Below are 16,730 nucleotides of genomic sequence, written 5' to 3'. Positions count from 1 at the left end.
ACCTACTTATGAAAGCCTTATCTAAAACGTTAATTGGCCTAGCGGTTGCGGCCGCGCTGTCTGGGCAGGCCATGGCCGATGCCTCTCAGCTTGGCAAAACCCTCACACCTATGGGTGCTGAGGTAGCTGGCAACGCGGATGGCAGCATTCCGGCGTGGACCGGTGGTATTAAAAGCCCAGGCGCTGGCTACAAAGCCGGTGGTCATTACCCCGACCCCTATGCCGCTGACAAACCCACGCTAACCATTACGGGTGCGAATGCCGATCAGTACAAGAACCGCCTCAGCGCGGGTCAGTTGGCCATGCTGAAAAAGTATCCTTCGTGGAAGCTGAACGTGTATCCAACACGTCGCTCAGCCTCCTTCCCACAAGCGCATTACAACGAAACTATTGCTAACGCGAGCAAAGCGAAGTTGGCACCAGGTGGCAACGGTGTGCTAAACACGGATGGTGGTGTGCCGTTTGCCATTCCTGAAAACGGCTTGGAAGCCATTTGGAACCACTTGCTGCGCTACCGTGGCGACACCTACGCCACACAGTGGAGCCAAGCTGCCGTAACACGTGATGGTTCCTACACCCCCGTTCGCTTCGAGTACGAGTACGATTTCGGCTACGGCAACTTGCAAAAATCTAAGGCCGAACGTGCTGGTGGCGGTGAGATGAAAATCTTCAACTTCTTGCAAGAAGTGACTGCCCCTGCCCGCCTGGCTGGTCAGATTTTGCTCGTGCATGAGTTTGTTGACCAAGTCAGCACGCCGCGCCGCGCCTGGACCTACAACCCAGGTCAACGTCGCGTTCGTTTGGCACCTAACGTTGCCTACGATAACCCCGGTACTGCAGCCGATGGCCTGCGTACCAACGATGACTTCCTGATGTTCAACGGTGCTACTGACCGCTACAACTGGAAACTGCTAGGCAAGAAGGAAATGTACGTACCGTACAACTCCTACAAAATCAGCGGCAACAGCCTGAAAATGAGTGACGTACTGAAGCCAGGCCACATCAACCCAGACGCAGCACGCTATGAGCTGCACCGTGTTTGGGAAGTCGAGGCGACACTGAAGCCAGGCACCAGCCATCAGTACACCAAGCGTAAGTTCTACATCGACGAAGACAGCTGGATGATCTTGATCACTGACAAGTACGATGCCCGCGGCCAACTCTGGCGCACATCCGAACAGCACAACATCAACTATGCCGACTTGCCGATGCAGGCACCGAGCATTGAAGTTCACTATGATCTTCAGTCCGGCCGCTACCTCGCCATGGGTCTGCGTAACGATGAAAAGACTGTGTACACGCCCATCAAGCGTACTGATGCAGACTTCTCGCCAAACGGCTTGCGTCGCGCCGGTACACGCTAATACTGAAGTCTAGTATTTAGCGCCAAACAAAAAGCCCGAGTCGTGCAAACGATTCGGGCTTTTTAATGTGCTCCAATTGGGCGTTAGGCTTTTTTAACCCATGCCGTGCACCATCCGTTACCAGCAACTAACTTGCCGCCAAACAGTGGGCAAACCGCTTTTGCATCCGTGGCTTTCCCTTGATAGAAATTGCAGTTTTTACAGGCTTGCCCTGCAACAAACTTAGGTGACTTCACCGCTTTTACATTCGCTTTGTAGCCCAGAGCTACCGCGTTCGGATCCGTTTCAGACACCGTTGCTGGTGCAGCAAACGCTGCGGGAGCAGCGGCCAGCCCGATACAAGCTGCTGGAATCATTTTGATAAAATTACGACGCGTCGTCATGGTCTTCCCCCGTGATCAAGAATATGGCCTATTTCCAACACATTCATTGTGGGCTTTGCGGCAATGCTCGCGATTGGACAGCGGGGAACAAAAAGAAAAAAGTCAGCCGCTCGGCAAAGGGCGATGAAGAGGCGCTCAGGCTTCTAGCGAAGCACTTCGGTATCTAAGGGTTGGGCCAAAATCCAAAGCCCAAACACCGTGAATGCCATCATCAACACCAGTAGCGGTACTTGGCTAATCCACACCTGTTCGGATGTTGCATATAAGCGCTTCGCCACCTCATGGGCGACAAAAACGCTAGCGATATGGCCCAATAAAATAAGACCCACTTGCAGATGCCACACCCAGCTCATGTCCAGTAACACGCCCGATGTTTGCGTGGCTTCGAGCCCTAGCACGTTCCAACCAACGCCCAAGGGATCACTGAGGAGTGGGACAACCTGCGGCCCCTGCCCTAAGACGAGCGTGAAGTAATGGGTGAAGTGATAGACCACCACAATCGGCAGCAACGAATAACTAAAGCGATATAGCGCACCTTCCAACGACTCAGTACGTCGTGTGAGCAGGCACATTAGCCCTAAACAACCGGCAAAAATTAGCCAATAAATAAACGGGGAAAGCACCAACGCAAGACTCTGATACACCGCATACAGCGGCTTCAGGGTGCTGTATGCGGTCACCAAATTATGGCCTAGCCAGGGCGATAGCCACGCAAAGACATCTTGCCAATACAGTAAGGCCCAACTCTGCGTGTTATGAAGACCATCGAATGCCGTGGAGCTGAGCATGAATAAAATAAATACCACTTCACTCATGCTGGAAGGCCGAGACTCCATTAAGCCCGCACCGGGCCAACGCAGACGCCAACCTGCTGGAGCGCCCTGCTCTGCTCTGCAATAACTGACGGGCGCCAGCTTGCCCAGCAAGCGAAGCATCACACTGAAAAACTCAACGTAACGGAACCATGCCGAGGCACCCACGCTATAAACGCCCAGCACGTTCAACAGGCTATAGGCCAATAATGCAGCGGATAGTTGCCAGGGGGTTAGCTCTGCAAATAACTCCAACCAAATAAAGCTGATATAGAGCACAACCGCAGGCCAATACGACCATTTTTCGGGGTAGGCAAAGCGCGCTTTTCTGATACCAGCCGACAGGGTCTGCCACGGATTTATCAGGCTAAAAATGTCGCCGACAATCACGGTGGCATAGGCCAAACCCAACACAAAGACGATCCAAAAGAGCGTCATGTTGATGTTGCGATACGCATCTTGCGTGCCGAAAAAGCCGCTCACTATCGTGAGGACCAAGGCGCTTAATGCGATGAGCCGAAGCCCCCATAGCACACACAAAGCCGGCCTAGAAAACGCATGGTAGTGTGCCTGCGAGGGCACTTCAGGATGGTCTCGCTTGGGCTGACTTGATAGCGCAGCCAGCGCCAGAAACGACAACAGCAGCGCCGCAGCTGACGCCCATCCATACAGCCAAAAAGGGACGGGCAAGGTATAGAGCTTGCCAAACGAATGACCATAAGCCGGCGCTGTGAGCAAGCTCACAGCAACCAAGCCAATGGCCTTATGAAGCCATGCCTTAGGCATTATCGACGTGTTGGCTTAGGTGCCGTTGGGCCTGCGGATGGCGTGAAAGCCAAAATTTGAAATCCCGCGCTATAACTGGCAATCCAAATATGACCCGTTTCTGGGCGATAGCGCACATAGGTCGGCACCGCATCCCAACGCGCGGCGGAGCTACCAAAAAACTCGGCCAAGGGCACGATCGGCGTTTTCGGGTTTGGAACCGGGTGCCAATAGGCAATCTCTTTGGGCTGCGCTGGATCGCGGATATCCCAAACCCGAAGACCGCCGGTGTAATGCGTGGTGAATAGCGTGGTGGCATTTTGCACATCATCAAAACCGACATAATGAGCCGAATAGTTGGCCACATCGATCTCAGTCTGTAGGCACTTCGCTGGATCATTCACCTCCAATTTGATGTCGGAGACTTTGACCGGATTTGCTTCATCGGTGATGTCAATAATCCGCCCGTGTGCCCAAGGGCATACACCCGCCGTAGGCCACTCATCACTGGAATAGAGATAGGTTCGACCGCCGTTACGGAACCAGCGGGCCGTGTGTGACCCCGCCGTTGGCGCTTCACCAATGAGCACATTCGTCCAAGGCAAAAAGCTGATTTGAGGCGGTGCCGCACCGATTAAGAACGGTGCCGGCGGCGTGCTGCGGTTGTGCAGCGACGACACGTCATAAATGCCCAAGCCGTTTTGCCCCACTGCCGGGCCATTCGGTAAACCCACGCCCAAGGCAATAAAACCAAATTGCGCAAGATATAAGCGATTACCGTCCGGACTTAAGCCGCAGTCATGGCCTGCTGGGGCAAATAACTGAATCAGCTTAGGGTCATTGATATTGTCTAAGTTAATGGCGGCATTAGTGCTCATGGAGCTAGTGGCATAGGCCGTACGGCCATCATCACTCAAACACAAGGCATGACCCGCAAAAGGCAGACCGAGATCCAAGCTATCTAAACCGCCAGGAATGCCTTGAAGGATTTGGGATAGCACGGGAATTTTAGGCAGCGTCAAACCGAGGCCTAAATTAATTGAAGCGGTGAGTTTAGGGTTACGACAATCTCGCGCATCGTACACATCAAACGCTGTTCCCCCACCGCGTGTAGCCACAATAATTTTACGTTGTTGATTCGCTTGCAACGATTCGTGAGGAGCCAACATCGCTGGGCTTTGAAGGATATTAATTAGCTTGGGATTAGCTGGGTTGGCAGCATCAATGACTGCCATGCCATTCAGCGGATTAAACTTGGCATCGGCATATGGCGAGGCTAAAGGCCCGAAAATCTGACCCGGCGAGGTTGTGGTGACATACGCACAGTCATCAATCCAGGCCATAGAAAAATTGGCACCACGATCTAGAATCGTATTCTGACCGACCAACTTTAGGCCTTTACGATAGCCCTTTGCCGAGTCGCCATTGAGCTGACTGGCAATTGGAATTTGCCCTTGTAAGCCCGGCTCAAGACGATCAACCTCAGAATATTCAGGGCCTAAATTGGCGCTAGGCGCTGGCGAAGCGGGTGAAGAGGTTTCATCGCCACAGGCGGTTAAAAAAAGCAAAAAAATAAGCAGTAGCAAGCCACGGTAATGACGAGCGAACGGGGTCCTTTTCACAATGAAGGCCTCTTATGTAATTAAGTCGTGACTTTACGAAAAAAATTAGCTGCGCAATGTTGTATTTGTGTGATCAAGCGCCGTCATGCAACAACTTCGATCGCATCAACGTATCTGACAAGTCTTGAATCAAAGGCGTAAGCGCAGTGTTCGGACCATCGGTATCCCATAGGCGTTCAATTTCACGTGCCATATCCCCCACACGCTCTTGATCCACCAGTGCTGCTACGCCTGCTAAACCATGAATACTCAGCTTTAACGCGGGTAACCACTGCGCAGGTTCAATCTGTTGACTCTCTGACCATGCTGTAAAAAAGGCAGGGGCGCGCTTACACCAGAAATGGCGATTAAACTCGGCCAACATCTGCTGCCATTCCGCATCATCTACTAAATCAGAAGCCATAAACGTTTCCGAGACGCCGTCTAAAATTAACGTACTAGTTTTACACCACCACTACTGCCGCAGCTCATCGTTGCACCAACATCTGTTGTGGCTAAATCAATACCTAAATTATTCACCAGCATGGTCGTTAGCGGGGACAAAAGAGGCGAGAGAACGGTGCTGACAGCTTGTTTTAACAGAACAATGACGGCGTCCATAGTAGTTCCTGCCCCCACCAAGAGATTGCCTAATCCATTCCCACCACCCGAAGGCTGATACATTTCGATCGTAGGCCCGGCTAAGGTACTGGTCAGACTGTCAATAATATTCTGAGACGATAAGGACTGAAATGCGGGAGCCTCATACAGCTCTGGTAAGTTGCTCGAGGCCGGCGTTTGATAAACAAGTAAAGCAGAAGTTTGTGCCACTGGCACATCCGCCTTCAGGCCTAAGCCGCCACCAGCATAGGGCGTTCGCACGCAGTTACTGGTACTGCAAATGCCGAGCAAACATGTCACTGTGCATTGCTTTTTGCCAATATCAATGAGTGCGATAGGGTTTACTGTCGGTGCTGATGTGCTTGCAAAAACTAAACTTTGTGCATTAGCGGCACTACTCCCCATACTGCCGATGCGTAAATTCGTCGCGGCAGTTTTTGTGTTCACCGAGAGCGACTTATTTGTTACACCGCATGAGTAATCCGTGACTCTCGCCTCACCTGCACCCACATCTAAGTTCACATCAAAGCGAAACGTAGGGGGCAGGATAAGTGGGTCTGCAAACGTCTGCTGACAGCTTACGCAGATAACAGATCCGAGTACGCCATTGAGATTAAGCGATAACAAATTATTGAGTAGTGTAGTGAGCGAAGACAGCGTCCCATTCAATGTACTTAGCAGTGTATTAACGATGCTCGTAAGCGTGCTGCTTAAATTCACCGACATCAACAACCTAACTTGGGCGGATCTGACATAAATTCTATTGGGACTATCATTAACTGAAAGATGAGACTCAGCACGCGCAAGCTCAGGATCACCAATCGAGGTCAACTGAGGTGGCTCGATGACTTTCAATTTAACATCTATCGTCGTACCGCCTACTGTGATCGGAATAGTCGCTGTTACAGCATTATTTTTGTTGGCTAGTTGAATAATTCCCTGAACTAGGTGAAATAACTGTAGCTCAGCTGCAGCGCCTGTGTAGCTACCGCCATTTTGCAGCCTAATTAACTGCCCTACATTCAAATCAGTAGGCGCAACTTGTGATGCAACAAGCAACTCATCTAATGCTACGATAGCATCTAAAGCATTAATCGTAACCTGAGGTGTACCAATTTGGTCATCAATAACATCAATAGCTGCTTGAATTAATTCGCCAGTCGTAAAATTGGTAGTTAGAACATCTTCATAATTACCGGCCGATAGGCCCGCATTAATTGCCAACTTATCAAGGAATTTAAAAATATCTATATTCGTATGAATAAGGCCATTCCACGCGCCGACTGAGATATTTAAATTTCCACCTAACATGCCGCCGAAAATACTGCTTAGGAGTTGCGCTCGACTATTTTGGGTAATATTAACATTTAATAAAGTACTCTTGAGTGTTAAAGCAGCTAGACCGGACCCACTATTCGTCGCTACCGCACTCGCTTCCATGGTAATTTTATCTTTAAAAATACCACCTGCGATAAGACTTCCAGCAACTGACTCTCGTACAACGACTCGAACTGCTGTATCAAATGCACCAATAGGGCTTGATATTAACTCTCTAATACCCAGAGTAGTACCAACTTGACCACAACTAACCGAAAGGGTGTTGGTCGCTGAAAGAACAAAATTGTTCCTTGTTAAGCTTTGTTGTGCATATTGTGTGGCTGTCTGATCTGAACATTTGCCTTTACGCGCAAGTACTTCGATGGCTGCCATATCAGCCACTCGTTGTAAGTTGCGCTTTGATATATAGAGTCGACCTGTATCGACTACCAGGGCCAGACTAAGCACAGCAAGCATCATGAAACCCACCGCCAGAAACAATACAGCGCCTTTCTCTCGCGAAACGACTGTAATATATCCTCTATTGCGTATAGATCTCATACATGCCTCCAACCACCTTTAAAGCAGCAAAAGCACTAATGTGCTTGTTGCCACTTGCTCCAACAGGCTTGAATCTGACTCGGTAACAACGCGGGGCTAAACGGCTTAGACAACACATCATTAATGCCTAATTCATGCCATCGCTTAATTTCCTCTGGATGTACTTTTGCTGTTAGAAAACAAACTGGCGTATCTTCATAGCCTGGCATTGCTCGAATGGCTTCAAATGTTTGCACTCCATCCATTTCAGGCATCATGACATCTAGCACAATTAAATCCGGATGATTACCTTCAGCTAAATAACTTATAGCACCTTTGCCAGACGGCTCAGCATGTACATCTAGTCCGCCTAAGCGGGAAAGCGTCATGGTCACTAAGAGTCGAATATCAGATTCGTCCTCAACAAGAAGTACATTTTTTAGTGTGGACGTATTCATTAGCTGACCTCCCGTAAATGTGAAAGATTAGGCCTAACTTCGCCTGCAGATTTGCATGGCAAATCAATATAGAAAGTACTTCCATGCTTAATTTTACTAATACATCCTACTTTGCCATTCATGGCAGCGGCCAACTCCTTAGAAATCGCCAAACCTAAGCCTGTCCCGCTACTTCTTCTTCTATCAGAGCCATCCCCTTGAGAGAATCTGGTAAAAAGCTTTGATTTAAAATCTTCACTAATACCTGGTCCATTATCTTTAATAGAAATTCTGACCATTTCTCCAACAGCATAAACTGTTATATCCACTTGACTATTCAGAGGAGAAAATTTTGCAGCATTAGACAAGAAGTTTGCTAGTATTTGCTGTAGACGCTGTGAATCTACATTAACCCAGCAGTCATAACCTTCTACAAGCTCAAAATTAACTTTATAATCTTCAGCAAACCTTGAGTTAAGTGCAATAGCATCATCAATTATAGGCATTAGCCTTTGTTCTTTTAGATTAAGCTCCAACTTACCTGATGCCAACTTATCAATATCGAGAAGATCATTAATCAAACTTGAAAGCCTTAAAGTATTTCTGATTGCAACGTCCATAACAGGTTCAATGTCTTTATTCAAATCACCCACGGCACCTAGACTAATCAGTTCTAACGATCCTTTAATGGCTGTTAAAGGTGTTCTGAGTTCGTGACTTACCGTAGAGACAAACTCTGATTTCATTTGATCGGTACGCTTACGCTGGGTAATATCTCTTATCACGAGTACGGCTTTAGGCTCTTCGTCTATAAGAAGATTAGAAATATGACATTCGAGCTCAAATGTACTTAAATCTTTTCTTACACCCTCTACTTCGACACGTGAGGCGCTTTGCTTCATATCCAGTAAAAAATCAACACAAAATCTTGAGAAGCGCTGCTTATCACCTTCCGATATGAAGTTCAAAATTGATACATTTGAAATATCATCATCAAACGAATGAAATATCTTTACTGCACCCGGGTTATATTTTTCAATAACCAGATTTTTATCTAACGTTATTATTCCGTCAGCCACAGCATCCAGCACTAGCTGCAAATACCGTTGCCTAGCCTCAGATTGAAGCTCAACTTCCTTCTTAGTCGTTAAATCTTGTATTTGTGAAACAAAATATAATGGAACTCCCTGCAGGTCTCGAACCAAAGAGACACTTAATAGCGCATAAATCAAGCTTCCATTAGAGTGATAATAGCGCTTTTCCAATTGGTAGCTTAGAATATCTCCCGCGAGTAGCTGCCTAACTTGCTCTAAGTCCTGCTCCAAATCATCTGGATGCGTAATTCTTTGAAAATCCAATAATAATAGTTGATTTTTTTCATAGCCAAAAATTTTACAGAGTGCAGCGTTTGCATCCAGCCAGCGTCCCTCTATCGATACCAAGCCCATACCATGGGTAGCGGAGTGAAATGCATCACTAAACCGCTGATCACTAATTAGTAATTCACTTTCAAGTGAGCGTATTTTAGTTATATCTTGCGCAATTCCCATGTATCCAATGATTTCGCCTGATTCGTTTTTCATTGGTGTAATGGTTAAGTTAACAGTTAAACGAGTTCCGTCTTTTCTAAGATAAGTCCACATACGGCACTCATGCCCTTGCCTCGTTGGCTCAAACACAAAAACGTTAAACCCGTTAATTTCTTGCTGGTATTTCGCAGACAATACCGATGAATATGCCTCTACTTCTTTCACATCATGAAAAATAGCCGGTGTATTTTTATTAATCATTTCATCGGCGTTATAGCCCAGCATCAGCTCTGCTCCCCGATTGAACACCTGAACAATGCCATCTGGGCATGTCGCAATAATCGCGAGCTCAGTCGAGGAGTTTAAAACTGCATTCACTAAATCAGGTTTCATGTCGCCCCGTCTTACACTGGTTCTAGCGTTACACTAAAACAGCTAAGACGGGTCTGTATGGTGCAGATCTGTAATGAGATGTAGATCAGTTACAGTGAATGACGAGCCCTTCGTAACAAGATGATGCCCGTACTAGCCATCACAAATATCGATAAGGCGAATAGTGCGAGAATGGCATCCCGCGCATCCTTTCCAAGAAAGTCAAACCAATGGCCTTTGTGCAGATAGGCAAAACTAAACCCTTCCGCTCGATCTACATTTTTAACCACAGCGGCTACTGCAGCATCTGCGGGATCTATGTAGACCGAAAGCTCACCCTCGAACATGACCCGATAGACCGGCAGTCGCTTTTGCACAAAACCATACTCTGATGTGAATTGGGTGATGGCTTCCGTACTAAGCCACTTCGCTTGCTGGCTCGCTGAAGCGGTCAGTTCACGCACATACTCAGTAGGCTGCACAACCTCCCCGGTTCGTGCGGAAGCATAGGTTTCGAGTAGATGGGGTGGACTTTTTGCCCCTGAATGATGCTCATGATTAGCTATTTGCACGTGGGCGTTTGAATGCACACCCCATTCACGCCAGAGTGGTCCAGCCGAAGTTGCCACAATCTGTAAGCGCGCAAACTCGTTATGAATTGAGGGCGCGCGATGAGTTAGCTCATCGCTATTGAACGTATGCGTTAGTGGGTAGGTGGCGAATGCTGGACTGCCCTTGTTAATGGCTAAGAGGTGAAAGATGCCACTGCTAGTCCATGCCAAAGCAGCTGCCGCAACACACCAACCGATGCGACGATGCCAACGCGTGGTTTTCGTGGTTAGCGGCCTTACTTTCATTGCCCTAGCGCGCAAAAGCCCACTCAAAATCAGCAATATGGCTGTAGACAAAAAGCTCACCATGGCTACATCACGGCTAGGTTCGTGGGGCCACCACTTCCAACTATGTAAATTTGAAAACAGAAAGCTAAAGCGTGTTTTCCACGTATCGGTAAGGCCTGTGAGCTGAAAGCTGCGTGGCTCAATAAAGGCAACTAAGCCATCTGGCTGATCAAACGCCACTCGCCAAACCGGTAGGTATCGGTTCACAAATGCGTATTCATCATCAAACGCAGTGATTTCACGAACGCTTAAGATTGGGGATTTTACACCCGTATAGTGGCGGGCTAGAGCTTGAATAATGGCCGGCTCAATATTGGCAGCTTGACCACTTTCAGCCTCGTAGTAATGTCTTTCCCCCGAAGCTGTTTGCACCATCCAATAGGGACGTTGCTGCCACGTGAGCGCCCGTAATTCGCGTAACTGCAAGCCATCAGGCAGGGTGATAGCTGGAGCTGGCAAGTCGCTCCAAGGCTTGTCTACCGGTGAAAGCACAAGATCCATCGGCGGCTTCATTGCCACCGCCGAGGGCTGCCAACGCGACATCAATGGATGCAGCAAACCGGTCAGCGACCACGCCAATAAAGGAACCACGGCCAGAATTGCCAACCTACGATGCCAACGCATTAACTGCTCACGCATGATTAAAAAGCCTTACTTGCGCCAAAATAGACGGCGCGACCTTCGCCGGGTGCGAATTGAGCCTGATCATTACCGCCGGCGTTACGCATCACGCCAGTGGTGGCGGCATAGCGCTTATCACCGAGGTTGCGCCCTTCAACAAACCAAGAAAGTCCGGGTGAAAGCGTCTGATTCAATTTGACGCCAAACACGCTGTAGCCGGGAGCCGCTAGGGTATTGGCATGGTCAACCCAAGCTCGCGAGGCGGCGCGCAAGGTAGGACCTAACCACATTTGCTTTGGCAGTCGTAACGCAAACTCGGCTGAAAGTACTTGGTCCGGCAAGCCTGCGATGCGATTGTTGCCAAATTGCGCATCACGTTGGAACTTAAAATCGTTGTAGAGGTAACTGGCCTGAGCACGCCATTTTTCCGCTTCAGCCAACAGCCCAGCTTCAACACCTTGGTGTATTGTTTGATCCGCATTCACGGTTTGAGCAGGGCCGCTCATGGGTTGAGTCAGTGCTAATAGTTCATTGCGAAGCTGCGCTCGGTACACGCTGAGGTCATAGCTCAACTTGGCGAAATTGAGCTGTGTTAACCCTCTGGCCCCTAACTCATAAGTTCTGGCACGCTGCGCTTTATTGAAGGTGGCACCTGCCGTGGTTTCTGAAAAGCTGGGCGGCTCATAGCTAGCACTGACATTGGCATACACATCCAGTGATGAAGTGAGATGATGTAGTACACCCAATTTGGGTGAGAAACGACGGTAGTCTTGATCATAGAACGGCACTTGCGGGACATCACCAGGGGCCACTTTGCGCTGAGCATCGGTCCATTGGCCACCGAGAGAAACTGTCGTGGCGGGTGTTAATGCCCAGCGCGACTCGCCATACAGCTCAAGGTTATTCGCGGTGAGTTTGTTAGATTTCGTTTTCGTTGTGCACGGATGAGTTGTGGCCGGAGCACCACCGTATGTGCACTGCTCATCCAGCGTTAAACCTCGGCGCCAATTACCTCCCAGCACATGAGACTGAGTCATGCCTAGCCACTGGGTATTTCGGCTATGCCTCAAGCCCAGCCCAAGATCTCTATTTTCTTGCTCGAGGCGCGCGAAGCCCAATGGGTGAAATAGGTATTTCTTTGCGGCATAACTAGTGACTTCGGTTTGGCTATTATCGTCATGAGTTATCGCCGTGCGATTAGCCAAACGGTATAGGGCAAAGTCACGTTTGGCATCCCGAATAACACTGAGCGCATCAGCCATACGCGGGTTCGCTTTCAGCTGGGCATAAGTCAAATTACCTGGCAGCTCTGAATCCGTATCGACGGCCGTGACATAAAACCGCGATTCAATGTGGGGCGCGAGCTGCCAGCCCAAATTTCCAACCAAGCGTTGGTTGCGTTGACGCGCGTGATCGCGAAAGCCATCCTGCTCGATATGGCTAAACGAGGCATAGCCGTCTACAGAACCCTGCTGCCCTGCCACCGAAGCCTGATAGCGCTGATAGCCAAAGCTGCCGGCCTCGGCGCGTAACACCAGCGGCGGTGCGGTACGGCCTGTTTGCGATACATAATTAATGGCCCCACCTAAGGTGCTACTGCCATAACGTAAGGCATTCGCACCACGCTCAACCTCAATGTAGCGGGTCGCCTGCGGCTCAATGGCCTGCATATCAAAGCCACCATCGGCGAGATTTAGCGGAACGCCATCTTGCAACAACATCAAACCGCGCCCATGGAAGGTTCGTTGCAATCCTGAGCCACGAATAGACACGCGGGCCTCATCAGCACCGAATCGCGACTGAATGAACACACCCGTGGCGAGTTTTAGCGTGTCTTCCATCGTCCCTGCGCGACCGGTGAGGTAATGCTGAGCATCCACCACCGTAACCCCGCCTGCGGTGCGCTGAAGCTCACTTAATGCCTGCGCCGGCGTCACCGAAAACGCCGACTGTTGCTCCAGCGGAACAGAAACCTCAACGACGGTCTCGTGCATGCCCCACGTCGCCCCCGAAATCGTTAGCGCTACGGTTGAAACGGCTAAGGCAAGAGGCGATAAAGTGAGTGCATGCGTCATGATTATTGGGGTCCGACTGATGAAAGTATGGGCCGGATTGTATGCAGCTTAAGTCAGCTCCACCTGCGACATATTGTCGCACCGATATGCGCCAACGTGGCCATGTACGCTGTCGCAGTGCCACCCAGCCTGGGCTTGCGCTACACTCGGAGCCGGTCGCCGTTGCGGCCTTTTGTCATTTCATCGCTGATGCTGCTTAGCCGGAACTGCCCGATGTCGTCATTGAATACCGCCCTTGCTCTGCCTGCCCTTGACCTACCTCAGCGTGCCGATGATCGTCGGCAATGGGGCCAGCTCACGGGGGCTGCGCTCGCGCTCACGCTGGCTCAGACCGTTCAGCAGCACAATGGCTTGGTCGTGATGATTACCGCCAGCACGCAAACCGGCGCCCGTCTTGAAGAGGAGCTACGCTTCTTTCTGGGCGATGACCTTACGTTGCCGATTTGGCATTTTCCCGATTGGGAAACCCTGCCCTACGACCAGTTCTCGCCGCATCAAGACATTATTTCTACGCGGTTGCAGGTGCTTTCACGGTTGCCCTCCGCGACTCGCGGCATCCTCGTGGTGCCGGTCAGCACCTGTGCACACCGACTGCCTCCACGCAATTGGCTGCTCGGCCAGGCCGTCAGTCTGAAGCGTGGTCAAAAGCTGACATTGGAAGATACTCGGGCACAATTACAAGCAGCAGGCTATCGCACTGTAGACACGGTCTACGAGCATGGCGAATTTGCCGTGCGCGGCAGTCTTGTGGACCTGTACCCCATGGGTGCTGAACACCCGGTGCGCATCGAGCTCTTCGATGACGAGATCGATACCCTGCGCCTGTTCGATGTGGAAACGCAGCGCACCGTAGAAGCCATCACCGAACTGACCTTGATGCCCGCCCACGAGTTTCCGCTGGATAGGGCCGGCATCCGCCGCTTCCGCGATCAGTGGGCAGACAGCTTTAGCGGCGACCCGAAACGCTGCTCGATCTATCAAGATGTGGTCAGCGGTATTGCGGGCAACGGCATTGAGTACTACCTGCCGCTGTTCTTCGAGCAGACTGGCACGCTCTTTGACTACCTACCCGCCAACAGCCTGATGCTGATGGAAGCGCTGGCACCGGCGCAGCTCGCCACCTTTCGCGGTGAAGTGAATGACCGCTTCGAGCAGTACCGTGGCGACAGTACGCGCCCATTACTCGCGCCTGAACGACTGTTCCTACGCGAAAACGAATGGTTCAGTGAGGTCAACCAATTTCCGCGCATTACCTTGCAAGCGGAACCCGTAGCGCCTCGCGCTGGTGTCCTAAATCTGCCTTTTACTCTGGCACCTGCGCTGCCCATTGAAGCCAAGGCCGAACGGCCAATACAGGCTTTAGCCCATTTTGTTGCGGAACAGCAAGGCCAGCGCCGCGTACTGATTTGCGCAGAAAGTGCTGGCCGTCGTGAAAGCCTCAGTGATTTGCTTAACCGCTGGGAGTTAAAACCGACCCCCGTAAATAGCTGGCAAGCCTTCCTCGCCAGCCCAGCGCCGCTGTGCATCACCATTGCGCCGTTGGAACAAGGCCTGCTGGGTGACTCGGGGAGCCATGGCTTTGCTTTAGTCGCCGAGTCGCAGCTCTTTGGTCAGCGTGTACAACAGCGTCGGCGTCGTAAGGCAACATCGGCCGACGGCCAAGACGAACTGGCCATCCGCAGCCTCAGTGAGCTACAGCCGGGCGCACCGGTGGTGCACCTTGAGCACGGCGTGGGCCGCTACCAAGGCCTAACCACGCTGGATATGGACGGACAAACCCAAGAGTTTTTACTACTGGAATACGCCGACAAGGCTAAGTTGTATGTGCCCGTGGCACGCTTGGAGCTGATTTCACGCTTCGCGGGTGCTGATGACGCCATGGCGCCACTGCATCGTTTAGGTACGGAGCAATGGCAGAAGGCTCGCCGCAAGGCCGCTGAGCAAGTGCATGACACCGCTGCAGAGCTGCTGAATCTTTATGCGCGTCGCGCCGCCCGCAAAGGCTATGGCTTCCCATTTGATGAGGGCGACTACGCCCTGTTCAGCGCCGGCTTCCCGTTCGAGGAAACCGCCGACCAGGCCAATGCCATCCTCGCCACCATCGCCGACATGCGCTCGCCGCGCCCCATGGATAGACTCGTTTGTGGCGATGTGGGTTTCGGCAAGACCGAGGTCGCCATGCGCGCCGCCTTTGTCGCCGTACAGGATGGCAAGCAGGTTGCCGTGTTAGTGCCGACCACCCTGCTCGCCCAGCAGCACTATGAGAACTTCTGTGACCGTTTTGCCGATTGGCCGGTGCGCATTGAAGTGTTGTCCCGCTTCAAAACTGCCAAGGAACAAAAAGCAGCCATGGACGCCGCCGCCGATGGGCGCATCGACATTCTTATTGGCACGCACAAGCTGCTCAGTGAGGAGCTACAATTCAAGCAGCTCGGTCTCATCATCGTCGATGAAGAACACCGCTTCGGCGTCCGCCACAAGGAGGCGCTGAAGCAGCGTCGTGCCGAAGTCGACATGCTGACGCTGACCGCCACGCCAATTCCGCGCACGCTGAACATGGCCTTTGCCGGCATGCGCGACCTGTCCATCATCGCCACACCGCCGGCACGCCGCCTCGCGGTGAAGACCTTCGTGCGCGAAACGCACCCGGCGGTGATCAAGGAAGCCATCCTGCGCGAGCTGCTGCGTGGCGGTCAGGTCTACTACCTGCACAACGAGGTGGATAGCATCGAGAAGTGCGCGCAGGAACTGATGACACTGGTGCCAGAGGCGCGCGTCGGCATCGCCCACGGGCAGATGCGCGAGCGCGAGCTGGAACAAGTCATGCAGCAGTTCTATCACAAGCAGCACAATATTCTGGTGTGCTCGACTATCATCGAAACCGGCATTGACGTGCCCAGCGCCAACACCATCATCATGGATAGAGCCGACAAGCTCGGCCTAGCCCAGCTACACCAGCTGCGTGGCCGTGTTGGGCGCTCGCACCATCAGGCCTATGCCTACTTGCTCACGCCGCCGCCAAAAGCCCTTAGTGGCGACGCTCAGAAGCGCCTCGACGCCATCGCCGCCGCCGACGACCTCGGTGCCGGTTTCGCACTGGCTTCACAGGATCTCGAGATTCGCGGTGCCGGCGAGCTGCTCGGCGAAGACCAGAGTGGCAATATCCAGAGCGTCGGCTTCACGCTCTACATGGAGATGCTCGATCGCGCGGTGAAGGCCATCCGCAGCGGCAAGACACCGAACATGGACCAGCCCTTCACGCTCGGCGCTGACATCAATCTGCGCCTGTCGGCGCTGATTCCCGAGGACTATCTGCCCGATGTGCATAACCGCCTGATGCTCTACAAGCGCATCAGTAATGCCGCCTGCGACGACGCGCTGGACGAGCTGCAAG

At 51.5% G+C, this 16,730-nt stretch carries 11 protein-coding genes; 2 read left to right on the top strand and 9 right to left on the bottom strand.

Annotated elements, in window-relative coordinates; translation table 11 throughout:
* The first annotated feature begins 8 nt into the window (after positions 1 to 8).
* Complete coding sequence (locus AC14IB_RS07015) at positions 9 to 1,364, top strand: DUF1329 domain-containing protein (protein WP_484231215.1); 1,356 nt, start codon at positions 9 to 11, stop codon at positions 1,362 to 1,364.
* 83 nt (positions 1,365 to 1,447) lie between these two features.
* Here AC14IB_RS07015 and AC14IB_RS07010 read toward each other — a convergent pair whose 3' ends face one another.
* From AC14IB_RS07010 to AC14IB_RS06970, 9 genes are all read right to left on the bottom strand, one after another.
* Entirely contained in the window at positions 1,448 to 1,747 is a 300-nt protein-coding gene (locus tag AC14IB_RS07010) for a high-potential iron-sulfur protein (protein ID WP_068859529.1), read from the bottom strand.
* Between the two features lie 143 nt (positions 1,748 to 1,890).
* Complete coding sequence (locus AC14IB_RS07005) at positions 1,891 to 3,345, bottom strand: hypothetical protein (RefSeq protein WP_484231214.1); 1,455 nt, start codon at positions 3,343 to 3,345, stop codon at positions 1,891 to 1,893.
* Positions 3,345 to 4,946 carry an LVIVD repeat-containing protein gene (locus tag AC14IB_RS07000; RefSeq protein WP_484231213.1) on the bottom strand — a complete coding sequence of 534 codons (1,602 nt, stop codon included), beginning with the start codon at positions 4,944 to 4,946 and terminating at the stop codon, positions 3,345 to 3,347. The genes AC14IB_RS07005 and AC14IB_RS07000 overlap by 1 nt, the downstream gene beginning before the upstream one ends.
* Positions 4,947 to 5,019: 73 nt before the next feature.
* The gene (locus AC14IB_RS06995; RefSeq protein ID WP_484231212.1) at positions 5,020 to 5,349 is read right to left on the bottom strand and encodes a hypothetical protein; all 330 of its coding nucleotides are present in this window, start codon (positions 5,347 to 5,349) and stop codon (positions 5,020 to 5,022) included.
* A 26-nt stretch (positions 5,350 to 5,375) separates the two neighbouring features.
* Positions 5,376 to 7,424: a pilus assembly protein TadG-related protein gene (locus tag AC14IB_RS06990; RefSeq protein ID WP_484231211.1), complete on the bottom strand. Its 2,049-nt coding sequence runs from the start codon at positions 7,422 to 7,424 to the stop codon at positions 5,376 to 5,378.
* 35 nt (positions 7,425 to 7,459) lie between these two features.
* On the bottom strand, positions 7,460 to 7,861 hold the full coding sequence (locus AC14IB_RS06985) for a response regulator (RefSeq protein ID WP_484231210.1): 402 nt from the start codon (positions 7,859 to 7,861) through the stop codon (positions 7,460 to 7,462).
* Complete coding sequence (locus tag AC14IB_RS06980; protein ID WP_484231209.1) at positions 7,861 to 9,762, bottom strand: PAS domain-containing sensor histidine kinase; 1,902 nt, start codon at positions 9,760 to 9,762, stop codon at positions 7,861 to 7,863. Before AC14IB_RS06980 ends, AC14IB_RS06985 begins: the two co-directional genes overlap by 1 nt.
* Positions 9,763 to 9,851: 89 nt before the next feature.
* A complete protein-coding gene (locus AC14IB_RS06975; RefSeq protein ID WP_484231208.1) occupies positions 9,852 to 11,279 on the bottom strand; it encodes a hypothetical protein in 1,428 nt (475 codons plus the stop codon).
* 2 nt (positions 11,280 to 11,281) lie between these two features.
* Positions 11,282 to 13,336 (bottom strand): TonB-dependent receptor family protein, encoded by a 2,055-nt coding sequence (locus tag AC14IB_RS06970; protein WP_484231207.1) that lies wholly within the window; start codon positions 13,334 to 13,336, stop codon positions 11,282 to 11,284.
* A 213-nt stretch (positions 13,337 to 13,549) separates the two neighbouring features.
* On the opposite strand from AC14IB_RS06970, the gene mfd reads away from it, so the two are divergent.
* Positions 13,550 to 16,730, top strand: a 3,181-nt coding sequence (gene mfd / locus AC14IB_RS06965; RefSeq protein ID WP_484231206.1) for a transcription-repair coupling factor, incomplete at its 3' end; no start/stop codon positions are given.

The sequence above is a fragment of the Perlucidibaca sp. genome (assembly GCF_057084925.1).
Note: the sequence above shows the minus strand (reverse complement) of the source record. Positions and strands in the feature narration are given on the sequence as shown.